The organism is Pseudomonas sp. D2002, from assembly GCF_013385735.1.
Taxonomy (GTDB): Bacteria; Pseudomonadota; Gammaproteobacteria; order Pseudomonadales; family Pseudomonadaceae; genus Aquipseudomonas.
Genome location: NZ_JACAPL010000015.1, coordinates 136,962 through 160,468, shown reverse-complemented (window position 1 = coordinate 160,468; position 23,507 = coordinate 136,962). Strand labels below are relative to the sequence as shown.

15 protein-coding genes and 1 other RNA gene are annotated in these 23,507 nt (G+C 61.0%); 7 read left to right on the top strand and 9 right to left on the bottom strand.

All coding sequences use genetic code 11. The features are described from left to right. The first annotated feature begins 161 nt into the window (after nucleotides 1–161). The gene (locus tag HX783_RS25865) at nucleotides 162–740 is read left to right on the top strand and encodes a hypothetical protein (protein ID WP_159958896.1); all 579 of its coding nucleotides are present in this window, start codon (nucleotides 162–164) and stop codon (nucleotides 738–740) included. A gap of 106 nt (nucleotides 741–846) precedes the next feature. On the opposite strand, the gene ffs is transcribed toward HX783_RS25865, so the two are convergent. The 6 genes from ffs to HX783_RS25835 form a co-directional block, all read right to left on the bottom strand. Next, nucleotides 847–943: signal recognition particle sRNA small type (gene ffs, locus HX783_RS25860), an RNA gene on the bottom strand. Nucleotides 944–1,175: 232 nt separating this feature from the next. Then, nucleotides 1,176–2,342: a putative zinc-binding metallopeptidase gene (locus HX783_RS25855; protein ID WP_177018743.1), complete on the bottom strand. Its 1,167-nt coding sequence runs from the start codon at nucleotides 2,340–2,342 to the stop codon at nucleotides 1,176–1,178. 162 nt (nucleotides 2,343–2,504) lie between these two features. Next, nucleotides 2,505–4,862: an NAD-dependent DNA ligase LigA gene (gene ligA, locus HX783_RS25850; protein WP_177018742.1), complete on the bottom strand. Its 2,358-nt coding sequence runs from the start codon at nucleotides 4,860–4,862 to the stop codon at nucleotides 2,505–2,507. Nucleotides 4,863–4,949: 87 nt separating this feature from the next. Then, entirely contained in the window at nucleotides 4,950–5,813 is an 864-nt protein-coding gene (zipA, locus tag HX783_RS25845) for a cell division protein ZipA (protein ID WP_034119293.1), read from the bottom strand. A 259-nt stretch (nucleotides 5,814–6,072) separates the two neighbouring features. Further along, complete coding sequence (gene smc, locus HX783_RS25840; protein WP_177018741.1) at nucleotides 6,073–9,561, bottom strand: chromosome segregation protein SMC; 3,489 nt, start codon at nucleotides 9,559–9,561, stop codon at nucleotides 6,073–6,075. A gap of 2 nt (nucleotides 9,562–9,563) precedes the next feature. After that, the gene (locus HX783_RS25835; RefSeq protein ID WP_177018740.1) at nucleotides 9,564–10,223 is read right to left on the bottom strand and encodes a GntR family transcriptional regulator; all 660 of its coding nucleotides are present in this window, start codon (nucleotides 10,221–10,223) and stop codon (nucleotides 9,564–9,566) included. Between the two features lie 280 nt (nucleotides 10,224–10,503). Between HX783_RS25835 and xdhA the strand changes: the two genes are divergently transcribed. The 4 genes from xdhA to guaD all read left to right on the top strand — a co-directional run bounded on the left by xdhA (nucleotide 10,504) and on the right by guaD (nucleotide 16,609). Then, nucleotides 10,504–11,952, top strand: a complete 1,449-nt coding sequence (gene xdhA / locus HX783_RS25830; protein WP_177018739.1) for a xanthine dehydrogenase small subunit — start codon at nucleotides 10,504–10,506, stop codon at nucleotides 11,950–11,952. Next, nucleotides 11,945–14,332, top strand: a complete 2,388-nt coding sequence (gene xdhB, locus HX783_RS25825; protein ID WP_177018738.1) for a xanthine dehydrogenase molybdopterin binding subunit — start codon at nucleotides 11,945–11,947, stop codon at nucleotides 14,330–14,332. Before xdhA ends, xdhB begins: the two co-directional genes overlap by 8 nt. Before the next feature lie 120 nt (nucleotides 14,333–14,452). After that, nucleotides 14,453–15,292: a xanthine dehydrogenase accessory protein XdhC gene (gene xdhC / locus HX783_RS25820; RefSeq protein WP_159958910.1), complete on the top strand. Its 840-nt coding sequence runs from the start codon at nucleotides 14,453–14,455 to the stop codon at nucleotides 15,290–15,292. A gap of 12 nt (nucleotides 15,293–15,304) precedes the next feature. Next, complete coding sequence (guaD, locus tag HX783_RS25815; RefSeq protein WP_177018737.1) at nucleotides 15,305–16,609, top strand: guanine deaminase; 1,305 nt, start codon at nucleotides 15,305–15,307, stop codon at nucleotides 16,607–16,609. 126 nt (nucleotides 16,610–16,735) lie between these two features. On the opposite strand, the gene HX783_RS25810 is transcribed toward guaD, so the two are convergent. Continuing rightward, nucleotides 16,736–17,500 (bottom strand): GntR family transcriptional regulator, encoded by a 765-nt coding sequence (locus HX783_RS25810; protein ID WP_015885332.1) that lies wholly within the window; start codon nucleotides 17,498–17,500, stop codon nucleotides 16,736–16,738. A 225-nt stretch (nucleotides 17,501–17,725) separates the two neighbouring features. Between HX783_RS25810 and HX783_RS25805 the strand changes: the two genes are divergently transcribed. Beyond that, the gene (locus HX783_RS25805) at nucleotides 17,726–18,916 is read left to right on the top strand and encodes a benzoate/H(+) symporter BenE family transporter (protein ID WP_159958914.1); all 1,191 of its coding nucleotides are present in this window, start codon (nucleotides 17,726–17,728) and stop codon (nucleotides 18,914–18,916) included. Nucleotides 18,917–18,953: 37 nt separating this feature from the next. Here HX783_RS25805 and HX783_RS25800 read toward each other — a convergent pair whose 3' ends face one another. Beyond that, the gene (locus HX783_RS25800; RefSeq protein WP_010208515.1) at nucleotides 18,954–19,298 is read right to left on the bottom strand and encodes a YggL family protein; all 345 of its coding nucleotides are present in this window, start codon (nucleotides 19,296–19,298) and stop codon (nucleotides 18,954–18,956) included. A 236-nt stretch (nucleotides 19,299–19,534) separates the two neighbouring features. Here HX783_RS25800 and dacB point away from each other — a divergent pair, with 236 nt between their 5' ends. Further along, nucleotides 19,535–21,010 (top strand): D-alanyl-D-alanine carboxypeptidase/D-alanyl-D-alanine-endopeptidase, encoded by a 1,476-nt coding sequence (gene dacB, locus HX783_RS25795; protein ID WP_177018736.1) that lies wholly within the window; start codon nucleotides 19,535–19,537, stop codon nucleotides 21,008–21,010. 108 nt (nucleotides 21,011–21,118) lie between these two features. Here the strand turns inward: dacB and HX783_RS25790 are convergent, their stop codons facing one another. Continuing rightward, nucleotides 21,119–23,503: a diguanylate cyclase gene (locus HX783_RS25790; RefSeq protein ID WP_177018735.1), complete on the bottom strand. Its 2,385-nt coding sequence runs from the start codon at nucleotides 23,501–23,503 to the stop codon at nucleotides 21,119–21,121. Between the last annotated feature and the right edge of the window lie 4 nt (nucleotides 23,504–23,507).

Here is a 23,507-nt window from a genome sequence, read left to right as displayed (position 1 = left end):
CCGTTTTGTCCAGCCACGAGACGGGGCGTTGTGAAACGCTCAAGAGCGCTCACAACCCAGTATCTTTGCAGGACGCGTGCTGCCAAGACCTTGCGAGTATTCAGCCGCCAATTGCACTATTGTGGCTGCGCAAGGAGCCTCTAAAACACTCAAGGATTGAAATGAAAGCCTCTCTACTTATTTTGTCGGTCGTGGCTCTGTTGTCCGGCTGCGCATCGTCCTCGACTGCTGTCGCCCCAGACCTTTCACGCGCCTCCATCGCCGAAACCAAGTCGGTGGTATTTAACGGCAAGACATTTGTCCTGAAATACCAGAAAAATGGCTTGTGGGAATATTTCCCGGAACACGAAAGCGTCGATGCATGGACTGAAATGCTGGACTTCACTGTCGTCCCTTTGGGCGATAAACGCATCGAACCGCTGGACCTGGGTCAACGCACTGTCCAGTTGCACCAGCAGGAAAACCCGGACATGCCGGCGGTCCTGACGACGGACAACAAGACCGGGATCCTGTATCTGATGCTGTTCTTCCCCTCGTCGCTGCGCAAAGACGGACATTTCTCTGAGTACAGCTTCTTCAAGTATTACCGCGACAGCGGCACGGGCCAGATCATCATTTTTCACTTCGCCAGAAACGTAGCGGCCAAGTCACAGACACCGGAGGAGCGCTGGGAAAGCACCACGGAAATAGGCCATGAAATCGTGCCGGTGATAAAGGCATTTCCCAAGTACCGCCCGTAATGCGGTTGAGCGCGCAGCAGAAATCGCTTCGCAGACATTGATTGTCGGCAAAAACGTAAAAAATTTGGGATTTGAGGGTTACTTCGGAAGAGCGTTATGGAGGCAACCCCACCAGCCACACCCCGGCACACAATGTTCCCGCTGTGGCTGCTGCCTTCCGGCTCTGACCAGGTTCACGGGTAATCGTTGCGGGGGGACCGATGGGGTCACCATAACGACGCTGGCCTCTCGGCAAGCGGGGCCATTGTACCGATCTCATCGGAAGTTACAACCGTTGGTGCCGGATTAAAAAGCCAAGGGGTTCAAGTACTTGCCATAGTGTCGGATTCACCCTCTTTCAAATGTGGGAGCTGGCTTGCCTGCGATTGCGTCACCGAGGTGTACCTGTCACACCGAAGCGCTTGCATCGCGGGCAAGCCAGCTCCCACATTTTGATCACTGGGCCTGTAGTACCTCGTCGGCCCTGCCGCCCTCTTCCTGAATGACCAGGTGTATGAAGTGCAGCTTGGCAATCACCGCCGGCGGTAACACGAAGGGATAGAAATCCGGCTGGCCCATGCTGCGCGACAGCTCGTTGAGCATGCCGGCCAGTTCGATCCAGGCGTTGACGAATGACAGGAACGCCGCACCGCCAGGGTGTTCGGGGTCGTAGAGCGTGGTGAGCGGAAACGGCTGATAATCCAGGTCCATCTCGCGGGCGCTCATGCCAAAACCCAAGGCGGTGTCGACGGCGTCCATCATGTGCAGGTAGTGAGCCCAGGTTTCGGCCCAGTCTTCCCAAGGGTGCATGGTCGCGTAGGCGCTGACGCAGGCTTGCTGCCAGTCGGGTCGCGGGCCGTTCTGGTAATGCTGCTCGAGCGCATCGGCATAGCTGGCGCGTTCGTCGCCGAACAGGGTGCGAAAGGGTTCGAGCCAATGGCTGTTGGCGATCAACCGGTCCCAATAGTAATGACCGACTTCATGGCGAAAGTGGCCGAGCAACGTGCGATAAGGCTCGCGCATCTGTACACGGATCTTTTCGCGATGGGCGTCGTCGGCCTCCTTGATGTCCAGGGTGATCAGGCCATTGGCGTGGCCGGTGGTGGGCGCGTTGCCCTCCAGGTCGATGCCGACGAAATCAAAGGCCAGGCCGGTGTCTTCATCGACGCTTTTGGGCACCACTTGCAAGCCCAGGCTGATCAGTTGCGCCACCAGCCGACGCTTGGCGGTTTCCACTTTGCGCCAGCGCTCGGGGTTTTCCGGCACGGACAGATCGGGAATGGTGCGATTGAGGCTGCAGGCCACGCACAACGGTGCGGTGCTGTGGGCAGGAATCAGCCAGTTGCAGGCTGCCGGAGTGTCGAGGTTGGCACAGCGACGGAAGGCGCCGGCGGCGAGGTTGTCGTCTGCCAGCCACGTATCGGCGACAGGCCCAGGCTGAAGGGAGGACAGGCGGCTTTGCTGCGGCTGATAGCCCAGCAGCGCCTGGCACGCCAGGCACTGGCTGTTGCGAAAGAACAGCGATTGGCCGCAACGGCATTGCCACACCTTGCTGTTACGCGAGGTTTCGGCCATGAACGGTGCGGCGATGCGCGAACTCAGTTGCTCGAAGTAGCGAAACATGGCGATCTCTCCCTGGATGACCAAGACTAGATCATCTCCCACTGAAGATCGTTCCCACGCTCTGCGTGGGAATGCCGCACTGGACGCTCTGCGTCCGCTCTTGAACGTCGTGACGCGGAGCGTCACAGGGTGCATTCCCACGCTGAGCGTGGGAACGATCAGTCAGACGGTGATGTTGTGCTTGGCGAGGAACGCAACGAAGGCTTCTTCGTCCAGCACCTTCAAACCGAGTTCGGTCGCCTTGGCCAATTTCGAACCGGCGCCCGGCCCCGCCACCACGCAGTGGGTTTTTGCCGACACCGAACCCGCCACCTTGGCGCCCAGGCTTTCGAGCTTCTCCTTGGCCACATCGCGGCTCATCAGCTCCAGGGAGCCCGTCAGCACCCAGGTATGCCCAGCCTCCGGCAAGCCTTCGACCACCTTCTTCTCGCTCTGCCAGTGCATGCCGAAGTCCTTGAGCTGCTGCTCAATGGCCAGGGCGTGGTTGGCGTTGTGGGGGTTATCGAAGAAGTCGCGCACGGCCTTGGCCTGCTTCTCGGGCAGCGCCTGGCGCATGTCCAGCCAGTCGGCCTTGATCACGCCTTCCAGGGTGCCGAACTTGTCCGCAAGTTTCTGCGCGGCGCCGGGGCCAACACTCGGCACGTGCAGCTTGTCGAGCAAACCGCCCAACGTGGTGCTGGCGGCGAACTCGGCGCTCAGGTCGCCCTGATCCTGCAATTGCAGGGCGCATTCGTCCGGCGACAACAGCGCGCCAATCACGTCCTGGTTATGGCTGTCCTCAAAGAAGCTGTGAATCTCGTGCGCCACTTCCAGGCCGACGTCCGGCAAGTACGTCAGCACTTCCGGCAAGGCCTTCTGCACACGCTCCAGGGACGCCAGCGAGCGCGCCAGCACCTTGGCGGTCTCCTCGCCCACGTCGGGAATGCCCAACGCGTAGATGAAGCGCGCCAGGGTCGGCGTCTTGCTGTTTTCGATGGCGGTGATCAGCTTCTTGCTGGAAATATCGGCAAAGCCTTCCAGGTCGATAACCTGCTCGTACTTGAGCTTGTAGAGGTCGGCCGGCGAACCGATGAGTTTTTCATCCACCAGTTGCTCGATGGTCTTGTCGCCCAGGCCGTCGATGTCCATGGCGCGGCGCGAGACGAAGTGAATAATCGCCTGCTTGAGCTGCGCGCCACACGCCAGGCGCCCGACGCAGCGGTACACCGCGCCTTCGCTGACGGTTTCCTTGCCCTTGCTGCGCTTGACCAGTTGCGTGCGCTCGACATGCGAGCCGCACACCGGGCAGCTTTCAGGGATTTGCACCGCGCGGGCGTGTTCCGGGCGCCGCTCGGAGACCACCGACACGACTTGCGGGATCACATCACCGGCGCGGCGGATGATCACGGTGTCGCCGATCATCAAGCCCAGGCGCGCGACTTCGTCCATGTTATGCAGCGTGGCGTTGGACACGGTAACGCCCGCCACCTTGACCGGTTTCAAACGCGCCACTGGCGTGACGGCGCCGGTGCGGCCGACCTGGAATTCCACGTCAAGCAGTTCGGTCAGCTCTTCCATGGCCGGGAATTTATGCGCAATGGCCCAGCGCGGCTCACGGGCACGGAAGCCCAGTTCACGCTGCGAGGCAATGCTGTTGACCTTGAACACCACGCCGTCGATTTCATACGGCAGGCTGTTACGCCGCTCGCCGATATCGCGGTAGTAATCCAGGCAATCCTGAATGCCCTTGGCCAGTTTCAGCTCATGGCTGATCGGCATGCCCCATTTCTTCAGTTGTTGCAGGTTGCCGATATGGGTATCACTGATGTCGGTGGTCACACCGTAGCAGCAGAATTCCAGCGGGCGGCTGGCGGTAATCTTCGAGTCCAACTGACGTAAGCTGCCGGCCGCGGCGTTGCGCGGGTTGGCGAAGGTCTTGCCGCCGACTTCCAGTTGCGAGGCATTCAAACGCTCGAAACCGGCCTTGGACATAAACACTTCGCCGCGCACTTCCAGGCTCGCCGACCAGCCGCTGCCGTGCAACTTCAGCGGAATATTGCGCACGGTGCGCACATTGACACTGATGTCTTCGCCGGTGGTGCCGTCGCCTCGGGTGGCGCCGCGCACCAGCTCGCCGTCCTGATACAGCAGGCTGACCGCCAGGCCATCGAGCTTGGGCTCGCAGCTGTATTCCACCGCCGCGCCACCGCCAAACAGATCGCCCACCGGCAGGTCGAGGCCTTCGGTAACCCGGCGATCAAACTCGAGCATGGTGGTTTCATCAAAGGCGTTGCCGAGGCTGAGCATCGGAATGTCGTGCTTCACCTGAGTGAACGCCGACAACGCCGCACTGCCGACCCGCTGCGTCGGTGAATCACGCGTCACCAGTTCCGGGTGCTCGGCCTCCAGGGCCTTGAGCTCGTGGAACAGCCGGTCGTACTCGGCGTCCGGAATGCTCGGCTCGTCGAGGACGTGGTAACGGTAATTGTGCTGATCCAGTTCAGCGCGCAATTCGAGGATGCGGGTGTGGGCGGCGGTCATGGGTGTTCTCTCAGAAAGCAAAAGAGCAGCCGAAGCTGCTCAATATGTTAGTGCGCTTATTCTACTGACAACGCTGAAGTCCAATCCTCAGCGTTTCTGTGTCAGGGCGCGACGCTCGAACTCGACGATGCGCTGACGGTAGTGTTCGATGGTCTGGGCGGTCAGGACGCTGCGTTGGTCGTCCTTGAGCTCGCCGTTGAGTTCCTGCGACAGCTTGCGGGCTGCGGCCACCATCACGTCGAACGCTTGTTTCGGGTGACGCGGGCCTGGCAAGCCGAGGAAGAAGCTCACCGCCGGGGTGCTGAACAGGTCGATATCGTCCAGATCAAAGGTGCCCGGCTTGACCGCGTTGGCCATCGAGAACAGCACTTCGCCGTTACCGGCCATGCTTTCGTGGCGGTGAAAAATATCCATCTCGCCAAAGCGCAGGCCGCTTTCGAGGATGTTCTGCAGCAGCGCCGGGCCTTTGAAGCCGGCAGCGTCACGGCAGATCACGCTGATCACCAGGACTTCTTCGGCGGCCGGCTGATCGTTGACCGATTGGCGTGGCGCGCTTTTGGTCGGGGTTTCGTCAGGGAAGTCATCATCACGGCTGCTGAAGCTCGGGCCATCATCGACGTCGAGGTTCAGGTCGCCCTGATGCGGCTCGGCCACGGCAGCGCTGCCGCGTTTGCCGCGCTTGGAAGAGGGTTCACGGGCCTCACGCACCGGCGCGCTCATCGACGGCAAGTCGTGTTCGTCCAGTTGCGGCTCTTTATGGGTGTCCAGCACACGAGGCGGCCCCAGCAGCTCGGCGCTGCCGTCGTCGTCGGGCAAGTTGGACAGGTTGCGGTCCAGACGGAATTTAAGCTTGCCCTTGCCACCGCGCATGCGGCGCCAGCCATCAAAAAGAATACCGGCAATGACAATAATGCCGATGACGATCAGCCACTCGCGCAGACCGATTTCCATGTAATCCCGTGCCTCTAATAAAAAATGCTGAAAAATAAGGGGTTTAGCACCGTGCAAACCGCTTTAAAACGTGGCGCCAACTCTATGTTCTGACTGACGTTTTGCCCACGCATACGAAAAATTGACATTAAACTAGCACGACCAAAGATAACTTTACACCGTCTGTCAAAATGGCTTGAACAAATATGTCCATTTGCCACTTTCGCCAGACCGGTAAACCCGCCTACAGCGTGCTAAAAAATTTCTCTAATGGCGCGACTCAAGATTCCACCATCGCCATCGCCTCTTCGACATCCACCGCCACCAAACGCGAACAGCCCGGTTCGTGCATCGTCACCCCCATCAGTTGATCGGCCATCTCCATGGCGATCTTGTTGTGGGTGATATAGATGAACTGCACCGTCTGGGACATCTCTTTAACCAACCGAGCGTAGCGTCCAACGTTAGCGTCATCCAGCGGGGCGTCAACTTCGTCGAGCATGCAAAACGGCGCCGGGTTCAACTTGAAGATCGCAAATACCAGGGCCAATGCCGTCAGTGCCTTCTCGCCACCGGACAACAAATGGATGGTGCTGTTCTTCTTGCCCGGAGGCCGCGCCATGATCGTCACCCCTGTATCGAGTAGATCTTCGCCCGTCAGTTCCAAGTAGGCGCTGCCGCCACCGAAAACTTTCGGGAATAACGCCTGTAAACCGCCATTAATCTGATCAAAGGTATCTTTGAAGCGATTACGGGTTTCCTTGTCGATCTTGCGGATCACGTTTTCCAGCGTATCCAGGGCTTCCACCAAGTCGGCGTCCTGGGCGTCCAGATAACGTTTGCGCTCGGACTGCTGCTGGTACTCGTCGATGGCCGCGAGGTTGATCGCGCCGAGGCGTTGAATGCGTGCAGCAATACGCTCAAGTTCTTCTTCGGCGTCTTTCTCGTTGGCCTGGGCGGTCAGCGTATTAAGCACGCCGTGCAGGTCGTAGCCGTCTTCCAGCAACTGGTCTTGCAGGGTCTTGCGGCGCACGGTCAGGGCTTGCCATTCCATGCGTTGTTGTTCGAGCTGGCCGCGAATCAGCTGGGATTGCTGCTCGGCCTGGGTGCGGCGTTTTTCCGCATCGCGCAACTCGCGGTCGGCGTCTTCCAGGGCGATCTGCGCGGTCTTGAGTTCTTCATCGACGGTCATGCGCTTGTCGAGCAACTCTTCGAGCTTGAGGCGCAGCTCTTCCAGCGGCGCTTCGCCCTCCTCCAGATTGAGGCTCAATTGCTCGCGTTTTTCGGTCAGGCGTTCGGACTGCATTTCCAGGCGCTCAAGGGCCTGGCGCGTGGACGTGTGCTGAGCCTGCAGCGAACCGAGGCGCACCGCCAATTGGTGGGCGTGGTCCTTGTGCTGGCGGGCTTCCTGGCGCACACGGTCGAGGCGTTCGCGCAGGCTGTCACGCTGGGCCAGCAGCAGCTCGCGCTGCTCGGTGTCGAGCGCCATGCTGTCGAGGGCTTCCTGCAACTGCAGGCGCGCTTCGCCGATCTGTTCGTGTTCGAGGGCGCGTTGTTCGCCCATCTCGGCCACTTCCTCGTCGAGGCGAGTACGGCGCAAGGTCAGTTGCTCGACCTTGGCCTTGCTCGCCGACAGCTGGGCCTTGAGTTCGCCTTGCTGGCGCGCTTCGTCCTGCAACAGGCGGCGCAAGTGTTCGCGGCCGGTCTCTTGCTGGCGCTGGGTGGCGCGCAGGGTTTGCAGTTCGTTTTCCAGGCTTTCCAGGGTGGCTTCGCGCTCTTCGCGTTCGGCAGTCAGGTTGACGATTTCCTGGCCACGGGCCAATACGCCGCTTTCCGCTTCGCTGGCACGGCGTACGCGCAGGAAGTGCCGACCCACCCAATAGCCATCACGGCTGATCAGGCTTTCGCCGGCCGCCAGCTGACCGCGTTGGGCCAAGGCTTGCTCCAGCGACTCCACCGTTTTGACCTGACCCAGCCATGGCCAAAGATCAATCGCCGCCTCAACTTTATCCAGCAAACTGCCCGGCACTCGCGTGCCGTCAGCCGCAGGGCTGAGCAAACGCAGATCGCCCTGGGTGAAACCGGCCAGGTCGAAACCGCCAAAATCATCCACCAGCACAGCCTGCAGGTCGGCGCCTAAAACAGTCTCGACCGCCAGCTCCCAACCCGCTTCAACTTTTAACCCTTCCGCCAGGCGCGGGCGCTCGGCCAAATGCTGGTCGCGCAGCCACTCGGCAGTGCCGGTGCCAGGGTCCAACGCGGCTTGCTGCAAGGCTTCCAGGGAGGCCAATCGGCCGTTCAGCCGCTGCAAATCGCCCTGGGCCTGCTGCTGCGCCTGGGTCGCCTGTTGCAGTTGCTGACGCAATTGCTCCAGGCGCTCCACTTGTTGTTCTTCGCTGGCTTCCAGCTCTTCCAGCGTCATCTCGCTTTCGGCCAGTTGCTCGCTCAGCTCCATGATCGCCGCGTCTTCCGGGTCGGCGGCGAGCAACGCCCGCTCCTCCTGCATGCGGCGCTGGCGCTCGGCCAGACGTTCCATGCTGGTTTCCAGCTGCTGGATGCGCGACTGCTGCACCTCAGCCTGGCGGCGCGGCTCGGCAGATTGCAGGTTGAAGGCGTCCCACTGCTCCTGCCAGCCGTGCATGGTGGTTTCGGCTTCTTCCAGGGCCGCGGCGGCTTCTTCGGCGGCAGCACTGGTGATTTCCTGCTCGGGGGTGAGCATGTCCAGCTCTTCGCCCAACGTCAGCAGCAAGGTGCGGTCATGGCCCAGGTGCGATTCGGTTTCCAGGCGCGCGCGTTCGGCTTCCTTTAAATCCTCCTGCAACTGGCGCAGGCGCTGCTGGCCGTGCTGGATGCTCTGCTCCACGCGGGCGATATCGCCGCCCACCGAATAGAAGCGCCCCTGCACCAAGTTGAAGCGTTCGGAGAGGTCATGGTGGCCGTCACGCAGGCGTTCGATACTGGCATCGGCGTTACGCTGCTCGGCCACCAGCGCTTCAAAACTGATTTCCTGGGTACCGATGATCGCTTCGCGCTGGCCGACCTGATCATTCAGCGCCTGCCAGCGCAAGGCCGAGAGTTGCGCCTTGAGCTGGCGCTCTTCGCCTTTGTACTCCTGATACTTCTCGGCCGCCTGGGCCTGGCGGTGCAGGCGTTCCAACTGGCGTTCCAGCTCTTCGCGCAGGTCGGTGAGGCGAGCGAGGTTTTCGTGGGTGCGGCGGATACGGTTTTCGGTCTCGCGGCGGCGCTCCTTGTATTTGGAGATGCCCGCCGCTTCCTCGATAAAGTTACGCAGGTCTTCGGGCTTGGCTTCGATCAGCTTGGAGATCATGCCCTGTTCGATGATCGAATAGCTGCGCGGGCCCAGGCCGGTGCCGAGGAAGATATCGGTAATGTCCCGACGCCGGCACTTGGTGCCGTTGAGGAAGTAACTGTTCTGGCTGTCGCGGGTCACCTTGCGGCGAATGGAAATTTCCGCGTAGGCCGCGTATTCGCCCACGAGGGTGCCGTCGGAGTTGTCGAACACCAGTTCGATGCTGGCCTGGCTCACGGGCTTACGGCTGGTGGAGCCGTTGAAGATGACGTCGGTCATCGACTCGCCGCGCAGGTTTTTTGCCGAGCTCTCGCCCATCACCCAGCGTACGGCGTCGATGATGTTCGACTTGCCGCAGCCATTGGGCCCCACCACTGCCGCCATGTTACTGGGGAAGTTCACCGTGGTCGGGTCGACGAAGGATTTGAACCCCGCCAGTTTGATGCACTTGAGCCGCACGCTTAGGCGTCCGCCAATGCAGCGATGACCAGCGAGCAACTGCGCTGGCCGTAAGCCGAGAGCACCTGGCGAATCTGCGCCAGGTCACGCGCCAGCACGGCGGCGAGCAGTTGCTCGAACAGCGCCAGGTACTCGCTCATGGACGCCTTGCGTTGATCCAGCGCCAGGTAATAGGCGCGGTTCATCGCCGGCTGCAGGTTCTCGACGGTTTCCTGCAAATACGGGTTGTTGGCGAACGGGTACGCGGCGCGCATCACATTGAAGCTTTCTTCGACAAAGGCGCGGATGTCCTGGCGCTCGAAACTGCTGACCAAACGCTGCTGGATCTGCAGGAACGGCGCCATGTCAGCCTGTACCTGCCAGCCTTCAGCCACGGCATTACCGAGCAGGATGTACAACTCGCCCATCAACGTGCACAGGCTCTGCACCTTGTGCGCGGTGAGTTCGGTGACGTGGGCGCCACGGCGCGGCAGGATCGCGATCAGGTGGCGGCGTTCGAGGATCAATAAAGCTTCACGCACGGAACCACGGCTGACATTGAGCGCCAGCGTGACCTTCTGTTCCTGGATCCGCTCCCCAGGCTTGAGATCGCCGCGAATGATACGTTCGGCGAGGTGGTGAGCGATTTGCTCGGCGAGACTGTCCGGCGCCTTGAACGTCATGTTTTCCCTTCAAAATCTTCTATCGGTACAAGCGCGGCAGTGTAGCGCATTGGTTGGCTGATGGCGCTACGCCCACAAGCGCGAATTTGGCATGAAATAAGCAATGATTAAAAGCCAGAAGCCCCGAAAAACGCCGGTCTCAGAAGACTGGACCATAATTGAAAGTGTTGTAATCGCAGTTTCTTGACCTTCTGGTCAGAAAATCGTTGACCGAAAAGTCAGACATGACTAGATTCGGCGCAAAGCGGTTAACAACAATAATGAGTCTGCGAGGCCTTCCGTGATCCAGTTTTTACTTAACCAGGAACTCCGTAGTGAGCACGCCCTGGACCCCAACCTGACCGTGCTCAACTATTTGCGTGAGCACCTGGGCAAATCCGGCACCAAGGAAGGCTGCGCCAGCGGCGACTGCGGCGCGTGCACCGTGGTCGTCGGCGAGTTGCACACCGACGATCAAGGCGCGCAGCAGATTCGTTATCGCAGCCTCAACTCGTGCCTGACCTTTGTGTCGTCACTGCACGGCAAGCAACTGATCAGCGTCGAAGACCTCAAGCACCAAGGCCAACTGCACAGCGTGCAACAGGCCATGGTCGAGTGCCACGGCTCGCAATGCGGCTTTTGCACACCGGGTTTTGTCATGTCGCTGTTCGCCCTGCAAAAGAACAGCGACGCCCCCGACAGCCAAAAGGCCCACGAAGCCCTGGCCGGCAACCTGTGCCGTTGCACCGGCTACCGCCCGATCCTCGCCGCAGCCGAACAGGCTTGCTGCAATAAACCTGTGGACCAGTTCGACAGCCGCCAGGCCGAGACCATCGCCCGCCTCAACGCCATTGCGCCAACGCAAACCGGCGAACTCAACAGTGGCGACAAACGCTGCCTGGTGCCGCTGACCGTCGCCGACCTCGCCGACCTCTACGACGCCTACCCGCAAGCCCGCCTGCTGGCTGGCGGCACCGACCTGGCGCTGGAAGTCACGCAGTTCCATCGCACGCTGCCGGTGATGATCTACGTCGGCAACATTGAAGAAATGAAGCGCATCGACGACTTCGACGACCGCCTGGAAATCGGCGCCGCCACTGCCCTGTCCGACTGCTACGGCGCGCTGCATCACGAATACCCGGACTTCGGCGATTTGCTGCACCGCTTCGCCTCGCTGCAAATCCGCAACCAGGGCACCTTGGGCGGCAACATCGGCAACGCCTCGCCGATTGGCGATTCACCGCCACTATTGATCGCCCTCGGCGCGCAGATCGTACTGTGCAAGGGCAACACCCGCCGCACCCTGGCGCTGGAAGATTACTTCATCGACTACCGCGTCACCGCGCGCCAGGACAGCGAGTTCATCGAGAAAATCATCGTGCCCAAGGGCCACACACTGTTCCGCGCCTACAAGGTGTCCAAGCGCCTGGACGATGACATTTCCGCGGTGTGCGCCGCCTTCAACCTGAAGATCGAGAACGGCGTCATCAGCGACGCCCGCGTCGCCTTCGGCGGCATGGCAGCCACGCCCAAACGCGCGAAAAGCTGCGAAGCCGTATTGGTCGGCGCCACCTGGAATGCCGCCACGGTGGAGAAAGCCTGCGCCGCCCTGGCCGAGGATTTCACCCCGCTGTCGGACTTCCGCGCCAGCAAGGAATACCGCCTGCTCAGCGCACAGAACCTGCTGCGCAAATACTTCATCGAACTGCAAACGCCGCACATCGAGACTCGGGTGACCGCTTATGTCTAACCATCACGCCGTCGTTAAAACCCAGGCTGAGCTCGCCGAGCTGTTCGCCCAGGACCTGACTTCCGGAGTCGGGCGCAGCGTCAAGCATGACAGCGCCGCCAAGCACGTCAGCGGCGAGGCGCAGTACATCGATGACCGCCTGGAATTCCCCAATCAATTGCACCTGTATGCGCGCATGTCCGACCGCGCCCACGCGAAAATCCTCAGCATCGACACCGCGCCCTGCTACGCCTTTGACGGCGTGCGTATCGTCATCACTCACGAAGATGTGCCGGGCCTGAAAGACATCGGCCCGCTGATGCCGGGCGACCCGCTGCTGGCCATCGACACCGTGCAGTTCGTCGGCCAGGTGGTGCTGGCCGTGGCCGCCCGCGACCTGGAAACCGCGCGCAAGGCCGCCATGGCGGCGGTGATCGAATACGAAGATCTCGAACCGGTGCTGGACGTGGTCGAAGCGTTTCGTAAAAAACACTTCGTGCTCGACAGCCACACCCACCAGCGCGGTGATTCGGCAGGCGCGCTGGCCACGGCGAAAAACCGTATCCAGGGCACGCTGCACATCGGCGGCCAGGAACACTTCTACCTGGAGACCCAGATTTCCTCGGTAATGCCCACCGAAGACGGCGGCATGATCGTCTACTGCTCCACGCAGAACCCCACCGAGGTGCAGAAGCTGGTGGCCGAAGTGCTCGACGTGTCGATGAACAAAATCGTGGTCGACATGCGCCGCATGGGCGGTGGTTTCGGCGGCAAGGAAACCCAGGCCGCCAGCCCGGCGTGCCTGTGTGCGGTGGTGGCGCGCCTCACCGGCCAGCCGACCAAAATGCGCCTGCCGCGCGTCGAAGACATGCTGATGACCGGCAAGCGCCACCCCTTCTATATCGAATACGACGTGGGCTTCGACGACAGCGGCCGTCTGCACGGGATCAACCTGGAGCTGGCGGGTAACTGCGGCTGCTCGCCGGACCTGTCCAACTCGATTGTCGACCGCGCCATGTTCCACGCTGACAACTCGTATTACCTGGGCGACGCCACGGTCAACGGCCATCGCTGCAAGACCAACACCGCCTCCAACACCGCCTATCGCGGCTTTGGCGGCCCGCAAGGCATGGTCGCCATCGAAGAAGTGATGGACGACATCGCCCGCCATCTGGCCCTCGACCCGCTGGCCGTGCGCAAGGCCAATTACTACGGCAAGACCGAGCGCAACGTCACCCACTACTACCAGACCGTCGAGCACAACATGCTCGAAGAGATGACCGCTGAACTTGAGGCCAGCAGCCAATACGCCGAGCGCCGCGAAGCGATTCGCCTGTACAACGCCCACAGCCCGATCCTGAAAAAAGGCCTGGCGCTGACACCGGTGAAGTTCGGCATCTCGTTCACGGCGAGCTTTCTTAACCAGGCCGGCGCGCTGATCCACATCTACACCGACGGCAGCATCCACCTGAACCACGGCGGCACCGAGATGGGCCAGGGCTTGAACACCAAGGTCGCGCAGGTGGTGGCCGAAGTGTTCCAGGTTGAAATCGACCGCGTGCAAATCACCGCCACCAACACCGACAAGGTGCCCAACACTTCGCCGACCGCCGCGTCCAGCGGTGCCGACCTGAACGGCAAAGCCGCGCAGAACGCTGCCGAAACCATCAAGCAACGCCTGGTGGAATTTGCCGCGCGCAAGTACGACGTGAGCGAAGCGGATGTGGAATTCCACAACGGCCATGTGCGCGTGCGTGACCAGATCCTGACCTTTGAAGCGTTGATCCAGCAGGCGTATTTCGCCCAGGTCTCGCTGTCGAGCACCGGCTTCTACAAGACCCCGAAAATCTTCTACGACCGCAGCCAGGCGCGCGGTCGGCCGTTCTATTACTTCGCGTTCGGCGCGGCCTGCTGCGAAGTGATCGTCGACACCTTGACCGGTGAATACAAGATGCTGCGCACCGACATCCTTCACGATGTGGGCGCCTCGCTGAACCCGGCCATCGACATCGGCCAGGTGGAAGGCGGGTTTATCCAGGGCATGGGCTGGCTGACCATGGAAGAGCTGGTGTGGAACAACAAAGGCAAGCTGATGACCAACGGCCCGGCCAGCTACAAGATCCCGGCCGTGGCCGACATGCCGCTGGATTTGCGCGTGAAGCTGGTGGAAAACCGCAAGAACCCGGAAGACACGGTGTTCCATTCCAAGGCCGTGGGTGAGCCGCCGTTCATGCTCGGGATTGCCTCGTGGTGCGCGATCAAGGATGCAGTGGCGAGTTTGGGTGACTATCGCCATCAGCCGAAGATTGATGCGCCGGCGACGCCGGAGCGGGTGTTGTGGGGCTGTGAGCAGATGCGGCAGTTGACCGCTGCAAAAGCCGTCGAAACTGAGTTGGCTTGATCGTTCCCACGCTCTGCGTGGGAATGCCGGCATGGACGCTCTGCGTCCGCTCTTGTGACGCAGAGCGTCACGGTATGCATTCCCACGCGGAGCGTGGGAACGATCTGACTGGAGGTGACTATGAACAACTGGATCAGCGCCCTCGCCGACCTGCAAAATCAGGGTGAACCCTGCGTGCTGGTGACCATCATCGAAGAGCTCGGCTCCACGCCGCGCAATGCCGGTTCGAAGATGGTCATCAGCGCCGCGCAGACCTTCGACACCATCGGTGGCGGGCACCTGGAATACAAGGCGATGCAGATCGCCCGCGACATGCTCGTGCGCGGCCAGCAGAACACTCATCTGGAACGCTTCAGCCTCGGCGCCAGCCTGGGCCAGTGCTGCGGCGGCGTGACTGTGCTGCTGTTCGAACCGATGGGCCAGGTGCAGGCGCAGATTGCCGTATTCGGCGCCGGCCACGTCGGCCGTGCACTGGTGCCTTTGCTGGCGAGCCTGCCGTGCCGGGTGCGCTGGATCGACTCGCGTGACCAGGAGTTTCCTCAACAGATCCCCCAAGGCGTGCGTAAAATCGTCAGCGAAGAGCCTGTCGACGAAATAGCCGACCTGCCGGTGGGCAGTTACTGCATCGTCATGACCCACAATCATGCACTCGACCTGGAACTCACCGCCGCGCTGCTCAAGCGCAATGACTTTGCCTACTTCGGCCTGATCGGCTCGAAAACCAAACGGGTCAAGTTCGAACACCGCCTGCGTGATCGCGGCTTCGACACCGCGCAATTGCAACGCATGCGCTGCCCCATGGGCCTCACCGAGGTGAAGGGCAAACTACCGGTGGAAATCGCCATCTCCATCGCCGGCGAAATCATCGCCACCTATAACGCGAATTTCGGCCAGCACACCGCCAGCGCCGAACCCATTGCCAAACTGCTGCCGGCCTCGCGTCGCAGCCAAGCACTCTAAATTGAGATAATCATGCCTTTGACTCGCAAAGCCTACCGTGCCGCCATCCTGCACAGCATCGCCGACCCTGCTGAAGTGGGGATCGAAGCCTCCTATGAGTATTTCGAAGACGGCCTGCTGGTGATCGATAACGGCCAGATCAGCGCCTTGGGCCATGCCAGCGATTTGCTGCCCACACTGCCCGCCGATATTGACGTCACCCATTATCAGGATGCGCTGATCACACCGGGCCTGATCGACACCCACATCCACCTGCCGCAAACCGGCATGGTCGGCGCCTATGGCGAGCAGTTGCTGGATTGGCTCAACACCTACACCTTCCCGTGTGAAAGCCAGTTCGCCGACAAGGCCCATGCCGAAGAAGTCGCGGACATCTTCATCAAGGAACTGCTGCGCAACGGCACCACCACCGCGCTGGTGTTCGGCAGTGTGCACCCGCAGTCAGTCAATGCGTTTTTTGAAGCGGCCGAAAAACTCGACCTGCGCATGATCGCCGGCAAGGTGATGATGGACCGCAACGCGCCGGACTACCTGACCGACACCGCCGAAACCGGCTACCAGGAAAGCAAGGCGCTGATCGAGCGCTGGCACGGCAAAGGCCGTTTGCACTATGCGGTGACGCCACGTTTTGCGCCGACCAGCACCCCGGAACAATTGGCCTTGGCCGGGCAACTGCTGGGTGAATACCCGGACCTGTACATGCAGACTCACATCAGTGAGAACAAGCAGGAAGTCGAGTGGGTGAAGGAGCTGTTTCCGGAGCGCAAAGGCTATCTGGACGTGTACGACCACTACAAATTGCTCGGTGAGCGCTCGGTGTTTGCCCACGGCGTACACCTGTGTGATGACGAGTGCGCGCGACTGGCGGAAACGGGTTCGGCGGTGGCGTTCTGCCCGACCTCGAACTTCTTCCTCGGCAGTGGCTTGTTCAATTTGCCGATGGCCGAGAAGCACAAATTGAATGTCGGTTTGGGCACAGACGTGGGCGGCGGCACCAGCTTCTCGCTGCTGCAAACCCTGAACGAAGCCTACAAGGTCATGCAGTTGCAAGGCGCGCGGTTGAGCCCGTTCAAGTCGCTGTACCTGGCGACCTTGGGCGGCGCGCGGGCGCTGCGTCTGGAAGACAAGATCGGCACCTTGCAGCCGGGCACTGACGCGGACTTTTTGGTATTGGATTACAACGCCACGCCGCTGCTGAGCTATCGCTTGAAGCAGGCGAATAACATTGCCGAGACGTTGTTTGTGTTGATGACGCTGGGGGATGATCGGACGGTGTTGCAGACCTATGCGGCCGGGCAACTCGTGCACCAACGCTGATCTAAACACACCGCAAAACAAATGTGGGAGCGGGCTTGCTCGCGAATACGGAGTGTCAGTCACCAAATGCATTGACTGATCTACCGCATTCGCGAGCAAGCCCGCTCCCACATTTTTTGATCGGGTTTACAGCTTTATGGACGAGCGACCCGGTTTTTTCGTCTGTAAAAGATGCGAAAACACCGCATGCAAATCATCCGACGCGCTTTCCTCATCGAGGTTGAGCTTGCTGTCGATGTGATCCATGTGGTGCATCATCAAATTCACCGCCAGCGCCGCGTCGCGTGCTTCGATCGCGTCGATCAGCTGCGTGTGTTCATCGTAGGAACAGTGCGAGCGGTTGCCGCTTTCGTACTGGGCGATGATCAACGAGGTCTGCGACACCAGGCTGCGCTGAAAGCTGATCAGCGGCGCGTTCTTCGCCGCTTCGGCCAGCTTGAGGTGGAATTCGCCGGAGAGGCGGATACCGGCACCGCGATCGCCGCGTGAGAAGCTGTCGCGCTCGTCGTTGACCATCTGGCGCAGCTCGGCCAACTGTTCGGCCGTGGCGTGCTGCACGGCCAATTCAGTGATCGCTCGCTCGACCAGACGCCGAGCCAGGAATACCTGACGCGCTTCTTCTACACTTGGGCTCGCCACCACCGCGCCGCGATTGGGCCGCAGCAGTACCACGCCTTCATGGGCCAGGCGCGAGAGCGCGCGGCGAATGATGGTGCGGCTGACGCCGAAGATTTCGCCCAGTGCCTCTTCACTCAATTTGGTTCCGGGCGCCAGGCGTTGTTCGAGGATCGCCTCGAAGATATGCGCGTAGACGATATCGTCCTGGGTTCCGCTGCGACCGGCCTTGCCGGCTCGCGGTTGTTTCTTGAGAGGTTGCAACTGTTCGTTCATGGGCACTCGGGTTTGGAGAACGGCGGCGAATTAACGGTAATACGGCAAGCGCGTGTTGCTGGCAAGTATCACCTAAAAACACGGCACATTGTACACAACCCAATGCGCCAACACACTGTACGGCTGTTTGCGGCTGCGGCTGTATTGCAATGAGTGGTTACGTTTGAGTTTAGGCTTGAATCCGCGCCTTCACCGGCTAAACCCAGGTAAAAGGAACACCTCCCCATGACCGACGCCACCCAAGCGCCTTTGCGCCCGTTGGCCGACACTTCTGCGTCGGCCGTCGTCGCCGGCTTCATCGCCATGATGACCGGCTACACCAGCTCCCTGGTCCTGATGTTCCAGGCCGGCCAGGCCGCCGGCTTGACCACCGCGCAGATTTCTTCGTGGATCTGGGCCATCTCCATCGGCATGGCGGTGTGCAGCATCGGCCTGTCGCTGCGCTATCGCACGCCGATCACCATTGCCTGGTCCACACCCGGCGCGGCGCTGTTGATTACCAGCCTGGGCGGCGTGAGTTACGGCGAGGCCATCGGCGCCTACATCACCTGCGCAGTGCTGGTGACGCTGTGTGGGTTGACCGGCAGTTTTGAAAAACTGGTCAAGCGCATCCCGTCGTCGTTGGCGGCGGCCTTGCTGGCGGGGATTCTGTTCAAGATCGGCAGCGAGATTTTCGTCGCCGCGCAGCATCGCACCGGCCTCGTGCTGGGGATGTTTTTCACCTACTTGATCATCAAGCGCCTGTCGCCACGCTATGCGGTGCTGGCTGCGCTGGTGCTCGGCACACTGCTGTCGGGTTTTATGGGCTTGCTGGATTTCAGTGCTTTTCACCTCGAAGTGGCGACACCGGTGTGGACCACGCCGCACTTCTCGCTGGCCGCGACTATCAGTATCGGCATCCCGCTGTTCGTGGTGGCGATGACCTCGCAAAACATGCCCGGCGTCGCCGTGCTGCGGGCCGACGGCTACAACGTGCCCGCCTCGCCCTTGATCACCGCCACCGGCCTGGCTTCATTGGTACTGGCGCCGTTCGGCTCCCACGGCATCAACCTGGCGGCAATCAGCGCAGCCATCTGCACCGGGCCGCATGCCCATGAAGACCGCAACAAGCGCTACACCGCCGCGGTGTGGTGCGGGGTGTTCTACGGCATTGCCGGGGTGTTTGGCGCAACATTGGCGGCGTTGTTCGCAGCGCTGCCAAAGGAGCTGGTGCTGTCGATTGCGGCATTGGCGCTGTTTGGCTCGATCATCAATGGCTTGAGCATCGCCATGAATGAGCCGAAGGAACGGGAAGCGGCGCTGATCACCTTTATGGTCACCGCGTCAGGCTTGACGCTGTTTTCCATCGGTTCGGCGTTCTGGGGGATTGTGGCGGGAGTGTTGACGCTGCTGATTCTGAACTGGCGCAAGGCATAAAAAAACGGCGACCCTCAGGTCGCCGTTTTTTTCAGTATCACTTAGCCGCGTTGATCGGCTTTTCCGGATACCACACGTCCAGCAACGGGCTGACTTCAGCCTTGGTCAGCTCGGAACGGGTTTTCAGCCAGGCTTCGACAGCAGCGCGCTGCTCTTCGGAGACCGAGCCACGCTTCTGCAGGCAAACCAGACCGTAGTCATCGCCGCCGACATAGCCCAGGCCGTTGGCTTCCATGGCTTCTTTGATGAATGCTTCGAGGAAAGCGTCGATAGCTTCTTCACTCAGGCCTTCTTTGAAGTCCAGGTTCAGTTCGAAACCCAGCTCTTGAAATTCATCAACGCACAGTTTTTTGCGCAGACGCTGGGAACGGTTAGTCGCCATTGGAACAATCCTCATAAGTAATAACGGGCGGCACTTTAGCAGTTTAAGACGGCAATTGCCCGACTCTCTGGGACAGGCGGCCATCTGTCTGCAAAAAAACGCGCAATACCAGCTATCGTTCAGCTACAACTGGAACCACCTTGGGGCATAATGCCGACACTTTCGTGACCAATGAGGGATTTTCTTCCATACCCCTCGCCTTTTTCACCCTCCTCAGCAGCAGGGTTTTATTCTTTATGATCAAATCTTTCCGTTCCCATTCTTTACGTTCAATGTTTTTTGCCGGTCTTCTTCTACCGCTGGCCTTTTCTGCCACTGCCGCCCCGATCAACAACACCCTGCCACCCAACGTTGCGCAGGCCCTGCAAAAAGCCAAACTGCAAAATACCGCGCTGTCCTTGGTGATGCTGCCCCTCACCGGCCCAGGCACGCCGACGGTGTTCAACGCCGACGTTTCGGTGAACCCGGCCTCGACCATGAAGCTGGTCACCACCTACGCGGCCCTGGAAATGCTCGGCCCCAACCACCAGTGGAAAACCGAGTTCTACACCGACGGCACCCTCAGCGGTGGCGTGTTGCACGGCAACCTGTACCTCAAGGGCGGCGGCGACCCCAAGCTGAACATGGAAAAACTCTGGCTGCTGATGCGCGACCTGCGCGCCAATGGCGTGCAGCAAGTCACCGGCGACCTGGTGCTCGACCGCAGCTTCTTCAACCAGCCGCAATTGCCCGAATTCAATGACGACGGCAACGACGAGAACAAGCCGTTCCTGGTCAAGCCCGACGCCCTGCTGGTCAACCTCAAGGCGCTGCGCTTCGTCACCCGCAATGACTCGGGCCGCGTGATCGTGTCGGTCGAGCCGCCGATTGCGAGCATTCGCATCGACAACCAGGTCAAAGTCTCCAACGCCAAGCAGTGCACCGGCGACGTGCGCTACAGCCCGGTCACGGCCGCCGATGGCAGTGTCACCGTAACCGTCAGCGGTCAGTTGGGCGATGGCTGCAGCTCGCAGACTTACCTGTCGCTGCTCGACCACGCGACCTACACCGCCGGCGCCGTGCGCGCGATCTGGCAGGAATTGGGCGGCACCATCCAGGGCCGCGATATCCAGGCGCCTGTGCCCAAGGACGCCAAAGTCCTCGCCCGCGCCTTCTCGCCGGACCTGGCGGAAATCATCCGCGACATCAACAAATACAGTAACAACACCATGGCCCAGCAGTTGTTCCTGAGCCTGGGCGCACAGTTTCGCAACGATGCCGACGGCGACGATGCCAAGGCGGCACAGCGCGTAGTGCGCCAGTGGCTGGCGAAGAAAGGCATCACCGCGCCGCACCTGGTGATGGAAAACGGCTCCGGCCTGTCGCGCGCCGAACGCGTCAGCGCTCGCGAGATGGCAGCCATGCTGCAAGCCGCCTGGAAAGGCCCGTACGCCGCTGAATACATCAGCTCGCTGCCGATTGCCGGCACCGACGGCACCATGCGTAAACGCCTGAAAACCACGGCCATGCGCGGCGAAGCCCACGTCAAGACCGGCACCCTGAACACCGTGCGCGCCATCGCCGGCTTCAGCCGCGACAACAACGGCAATACCTGGGTGGTGGTGGCGATCCTCAACGACTCGAAACCGTGGGGCGCGTCGTCGGTGCTGGATCAGGTGCTGCTGGACCTGTATCGCCAGCCGAAGCTGACGGCGGCGGCACCGGTACTTTAAAAACCACACAGATCCAAGGTGGGAGTTGGCTTGCCTGCGATGCAGGCACCGAGGTGTATCAGTCACAGTGCGGTGATGCGATCGCAGGCAAGCCAGCTCCCACATTATTCAGGCACGCAGTCTTTCGGCTTCCACCCGATCCCTGCCCGCCTGCTTGGCCACATACACCGCCGAATCTGCGCGCAGCAGCAGCCCATCAATGCCTTCATCGATGCGCCAGCTCGCCACACCAAAACTGGCGGTCACGATGCCCACCGCGTCCATCGGCGCACTGCGCAGCGACTGCCACAATTCCATTGCCAGGCTGTACGCCTGATCGCGATCGGTGTGCGGGCACAACACCACAAACTCTTCACCGCCCAGGCGACAGAACACATCGGTGCGCCGCAGGCGCTGGCTGATACGCGTGCACACCTCCTGCAACACACCATCGCCGACCGCGTGCCCGTACTGGTCGTTGATGCGCTTGAAGTGGTCGATGTCGAGCATGATCAACGACAGCGCCCCCGAGGTACGGTTAAGCCTGAGCATCTCGGCCTTGAGGCGATCGTGGAAATAGCGGCGGTTATGAATACCCGTCAGCGAGTCGGTGATCGACAGCGCGCGCAGTTCTTCCTCCACGCGCTTGAGATCGGAGATATCCGACACATAGCCGTGCCAGAGCGTGCCGCCGCCCGGTAATTCTTCTGGCGTAGCTTCGCCGCGAATCCAGCGCAGGCCGCGTTGCGGCAGCAGCACGCGGTATTCTTCGCGCCAGTGGCTCAATTGCAGTGCCGACAAGCGAATCGACAGGCGTACCCGCTCGACATCCTGCGGATGGATGCGCTCGAAGACTTTGCCCGCGTCCTGCTGCAGCACGCCGGGCTCGATTTCATAGATATCGCGCATGCCATCGCTGGCGTAGATGAAACGTCCGTTGTCCTGGTGTTCCAGGACGAATTGGAAGATCCCGCCGGGTACATGGGCACTGAGTTTTTTCAGCAACCGGTCCCGCGCCGCCAGCGCCTCGTAGGCGCGTTTCTGTTCGGTGACATCCAGGTAAATCGCTAAATGCCCGACCCATAAACCATGGTCATCCAGCAGCACGGTGCCGAGCATGTTCACGGTCAACGGGCTGCCATTTTCACGCAACAGCGTCCACTCCCGCGCCTCGTGCAGGTTGTCCGGGCTCTCCACCAGCATCGCCTGGCTCGGCGGGATGCGCTTGCCCATGGCCACACTCAAAGCGGCCGAACGCGCTTCGAGTTCGGCGGCCAGGTGCAGGCTTTCCAGGGTCATGCGCCCCAGCACGTGCTCGGACTTATAGCCCAGCATCTGCTCGGCACCGGCATTAAACGTATTGATCACACCGCGCAGGTCGGTGGCGATGATCGCCACTTGAGTCGCCGCGTTCAGCACGCTGCGCAATTGCCCGTGCGCATCGCGCAACTCTTGCTCACGCAGGCGCAATTGCACGGTGCGCTGCTCCACCAGTTTGAGTGCGCGCTGGCGTTGGCTGACCAGCACGTACAGCAAAGCGCTGAGCAATAAGCTCAGCAGCCCGCCCATGGTCAGGATGGTACTCATCGAGGAATGGTTGGCCTGGTCGAAGACCTGGCTCGCGCGCAATGTCAGTGCATACACGTGGTCGCCGAGGGTCAGACGCCGCGCGGCGCTGAGGTCACTGATGCCGACCGCATTGCTGGAGGCATACAGCACGCGCTGCTGGGCATCGGAGGTGTCGACGATCTGCATCACCAGGTTGTCGCGGTTCGGCTTGGGCAGACCATCGGCCACCAACTGACGCATGCTGATCACCGCCATCACAAAACCGCTGGGTTCAGCGTTGGGCAGCTTGCTCACGGGCGCCACCAATAAAACCCCGGCGGCATAGGCCGGCTCCACACCCACCAGTTGCATCGGCTGGGACACCGCCGGCTTACCGCTTTGTTGCGCACGCTCAAGGGCCGAGCGCCGCAGCGGCTGGGCCAGCAGATCAAAACCCAGGGGTGAGCCCAGCAGGCTTTGGGTCTGGCTGTACAGCACCGGCACGTATTCATCGCGCTGGGGGGCCGGCGCCAGCTCACCCGACGAATTCAATTCACGGATGCTGAAGGCTGCGCCGAGCTGAAGTGAGATCTCGTGTTCAAACGCGCTGCGTTGATCGCGGAATATCCGCGGCGCCCACGCATACGCACGGGCGCGTAGCAGCAAGGGTTGGGCGAAGCCGTCAAACTCGGCACGGGACACGTCACTGGAATTGACGAAAAAACGCTGCAGGCTGGCCAGCCGTTGCTCCTGGTCTTCAAAGCGTTCCTGCAGGCGCGTGTAGCGCTCGTTGACCAGCAACTGGAAACGCTGGCGAACTTGTTGCTGATAAAGATCGGCGGCGGCCCAGGCAACGAGCACCGTCAGCGCGCAACCTGCCAGTAACACCACCAATGCCACCAGCCAAGCCGACGCCTGCTCACTGATAAAGCCTAGGATCTTGGGGCGGACGGCATGCATCGGCATAGGC

Bases quoted from the DNA above. Each gene is read 5' to 3' on its own strand.
- HX783_RS25790 (WP_177018735.1), bottom strand. From the start codon at position 23,503: ATGCCGATGCATGCCGTCCGCCCCAAGATCCTAGGCTTTATCAGTGAG.
- HX783_RS25855 (WP_177018743.1), bottom strand. From the start codon at position 2,342: ATGTTTCGCTACTTCGAGCAACTGAGTTCGCGCATCGCCGCACCGTTC.
- HX783_RS25805 (WP_159958914.1), top strand. From the start codon at position 17,726: ATGACCGACGCCACCCAAGCGCCTTTGCGCCCGTTGGCCGACACTTCT.
- xdhB (WP_177018738.1), top strand. From the start codon at position 11,945: ATGTCTAACCATCACGCCGTCGTTAAAACCCAGGCTGAGCTCGCCGAG.
- HX783_RS25865 (WP_159958896.1), top strand. From the start codon at position 162: ATGAAAGCCTCTCTACTTATTTTGTCGGTCGTGGCTCTGTTGTCCGGC.
- xdhC (WP_159958910.1), top strand. From the start codon at position 14,453: ATGAACAACTGGATCAGCGCCCTCGCCGACCTGCAAAATCAGGGTGAA.
- HX783_RS25800 (WP_010208515.1), bottom strand. From the start codon at position 19,298: ATGGCGACTAACCGTTCCCAGCGTCTGCGCAAAAAACTGTGCGTTGAT.
- ligA (WP_177018742.1), bottom strand. From the start codon at position 4,862: ATGACCGCCGCCCACACCCGCATCCTCGAATTGCGCGCTGAACTGGAT.
- HX783_RS25835 (WP_177018740.1), bottom strand. From the start codon at position 10,223: ATGACGTTCAAGGCGCCGGACAGTCTCGCCGAGCAAATCGCTCACCAC.
- zipA (WP_034119293.1), bottom strand. From the start codon at position 5,813: ATGGAAATCGGTCTGCGCGAGTGGCTGATCGTCATCGGCATTATTGTC.
- HX783_RS25810 (WP_015885332.1), bottom strand. From the start codon at position 17,500: ATGAACGAACAGTTGCAACCTCTCAAGAAACAACCGCGAGCCGGCAAG.
- dacB (WP_177018736.1), top strand. From the start codon at position 19,535: ATGATCAAATCTTTCCGTTCCCATTCTTTACGTTCAATGTTTTTTGCC.
- guaD (WP_177018737.1), top strand. From the start codon at position 15,305: ATGCCTTTGACTCGCAAAGCCTACCGTGCCGCCATCCTGCACAGCATC.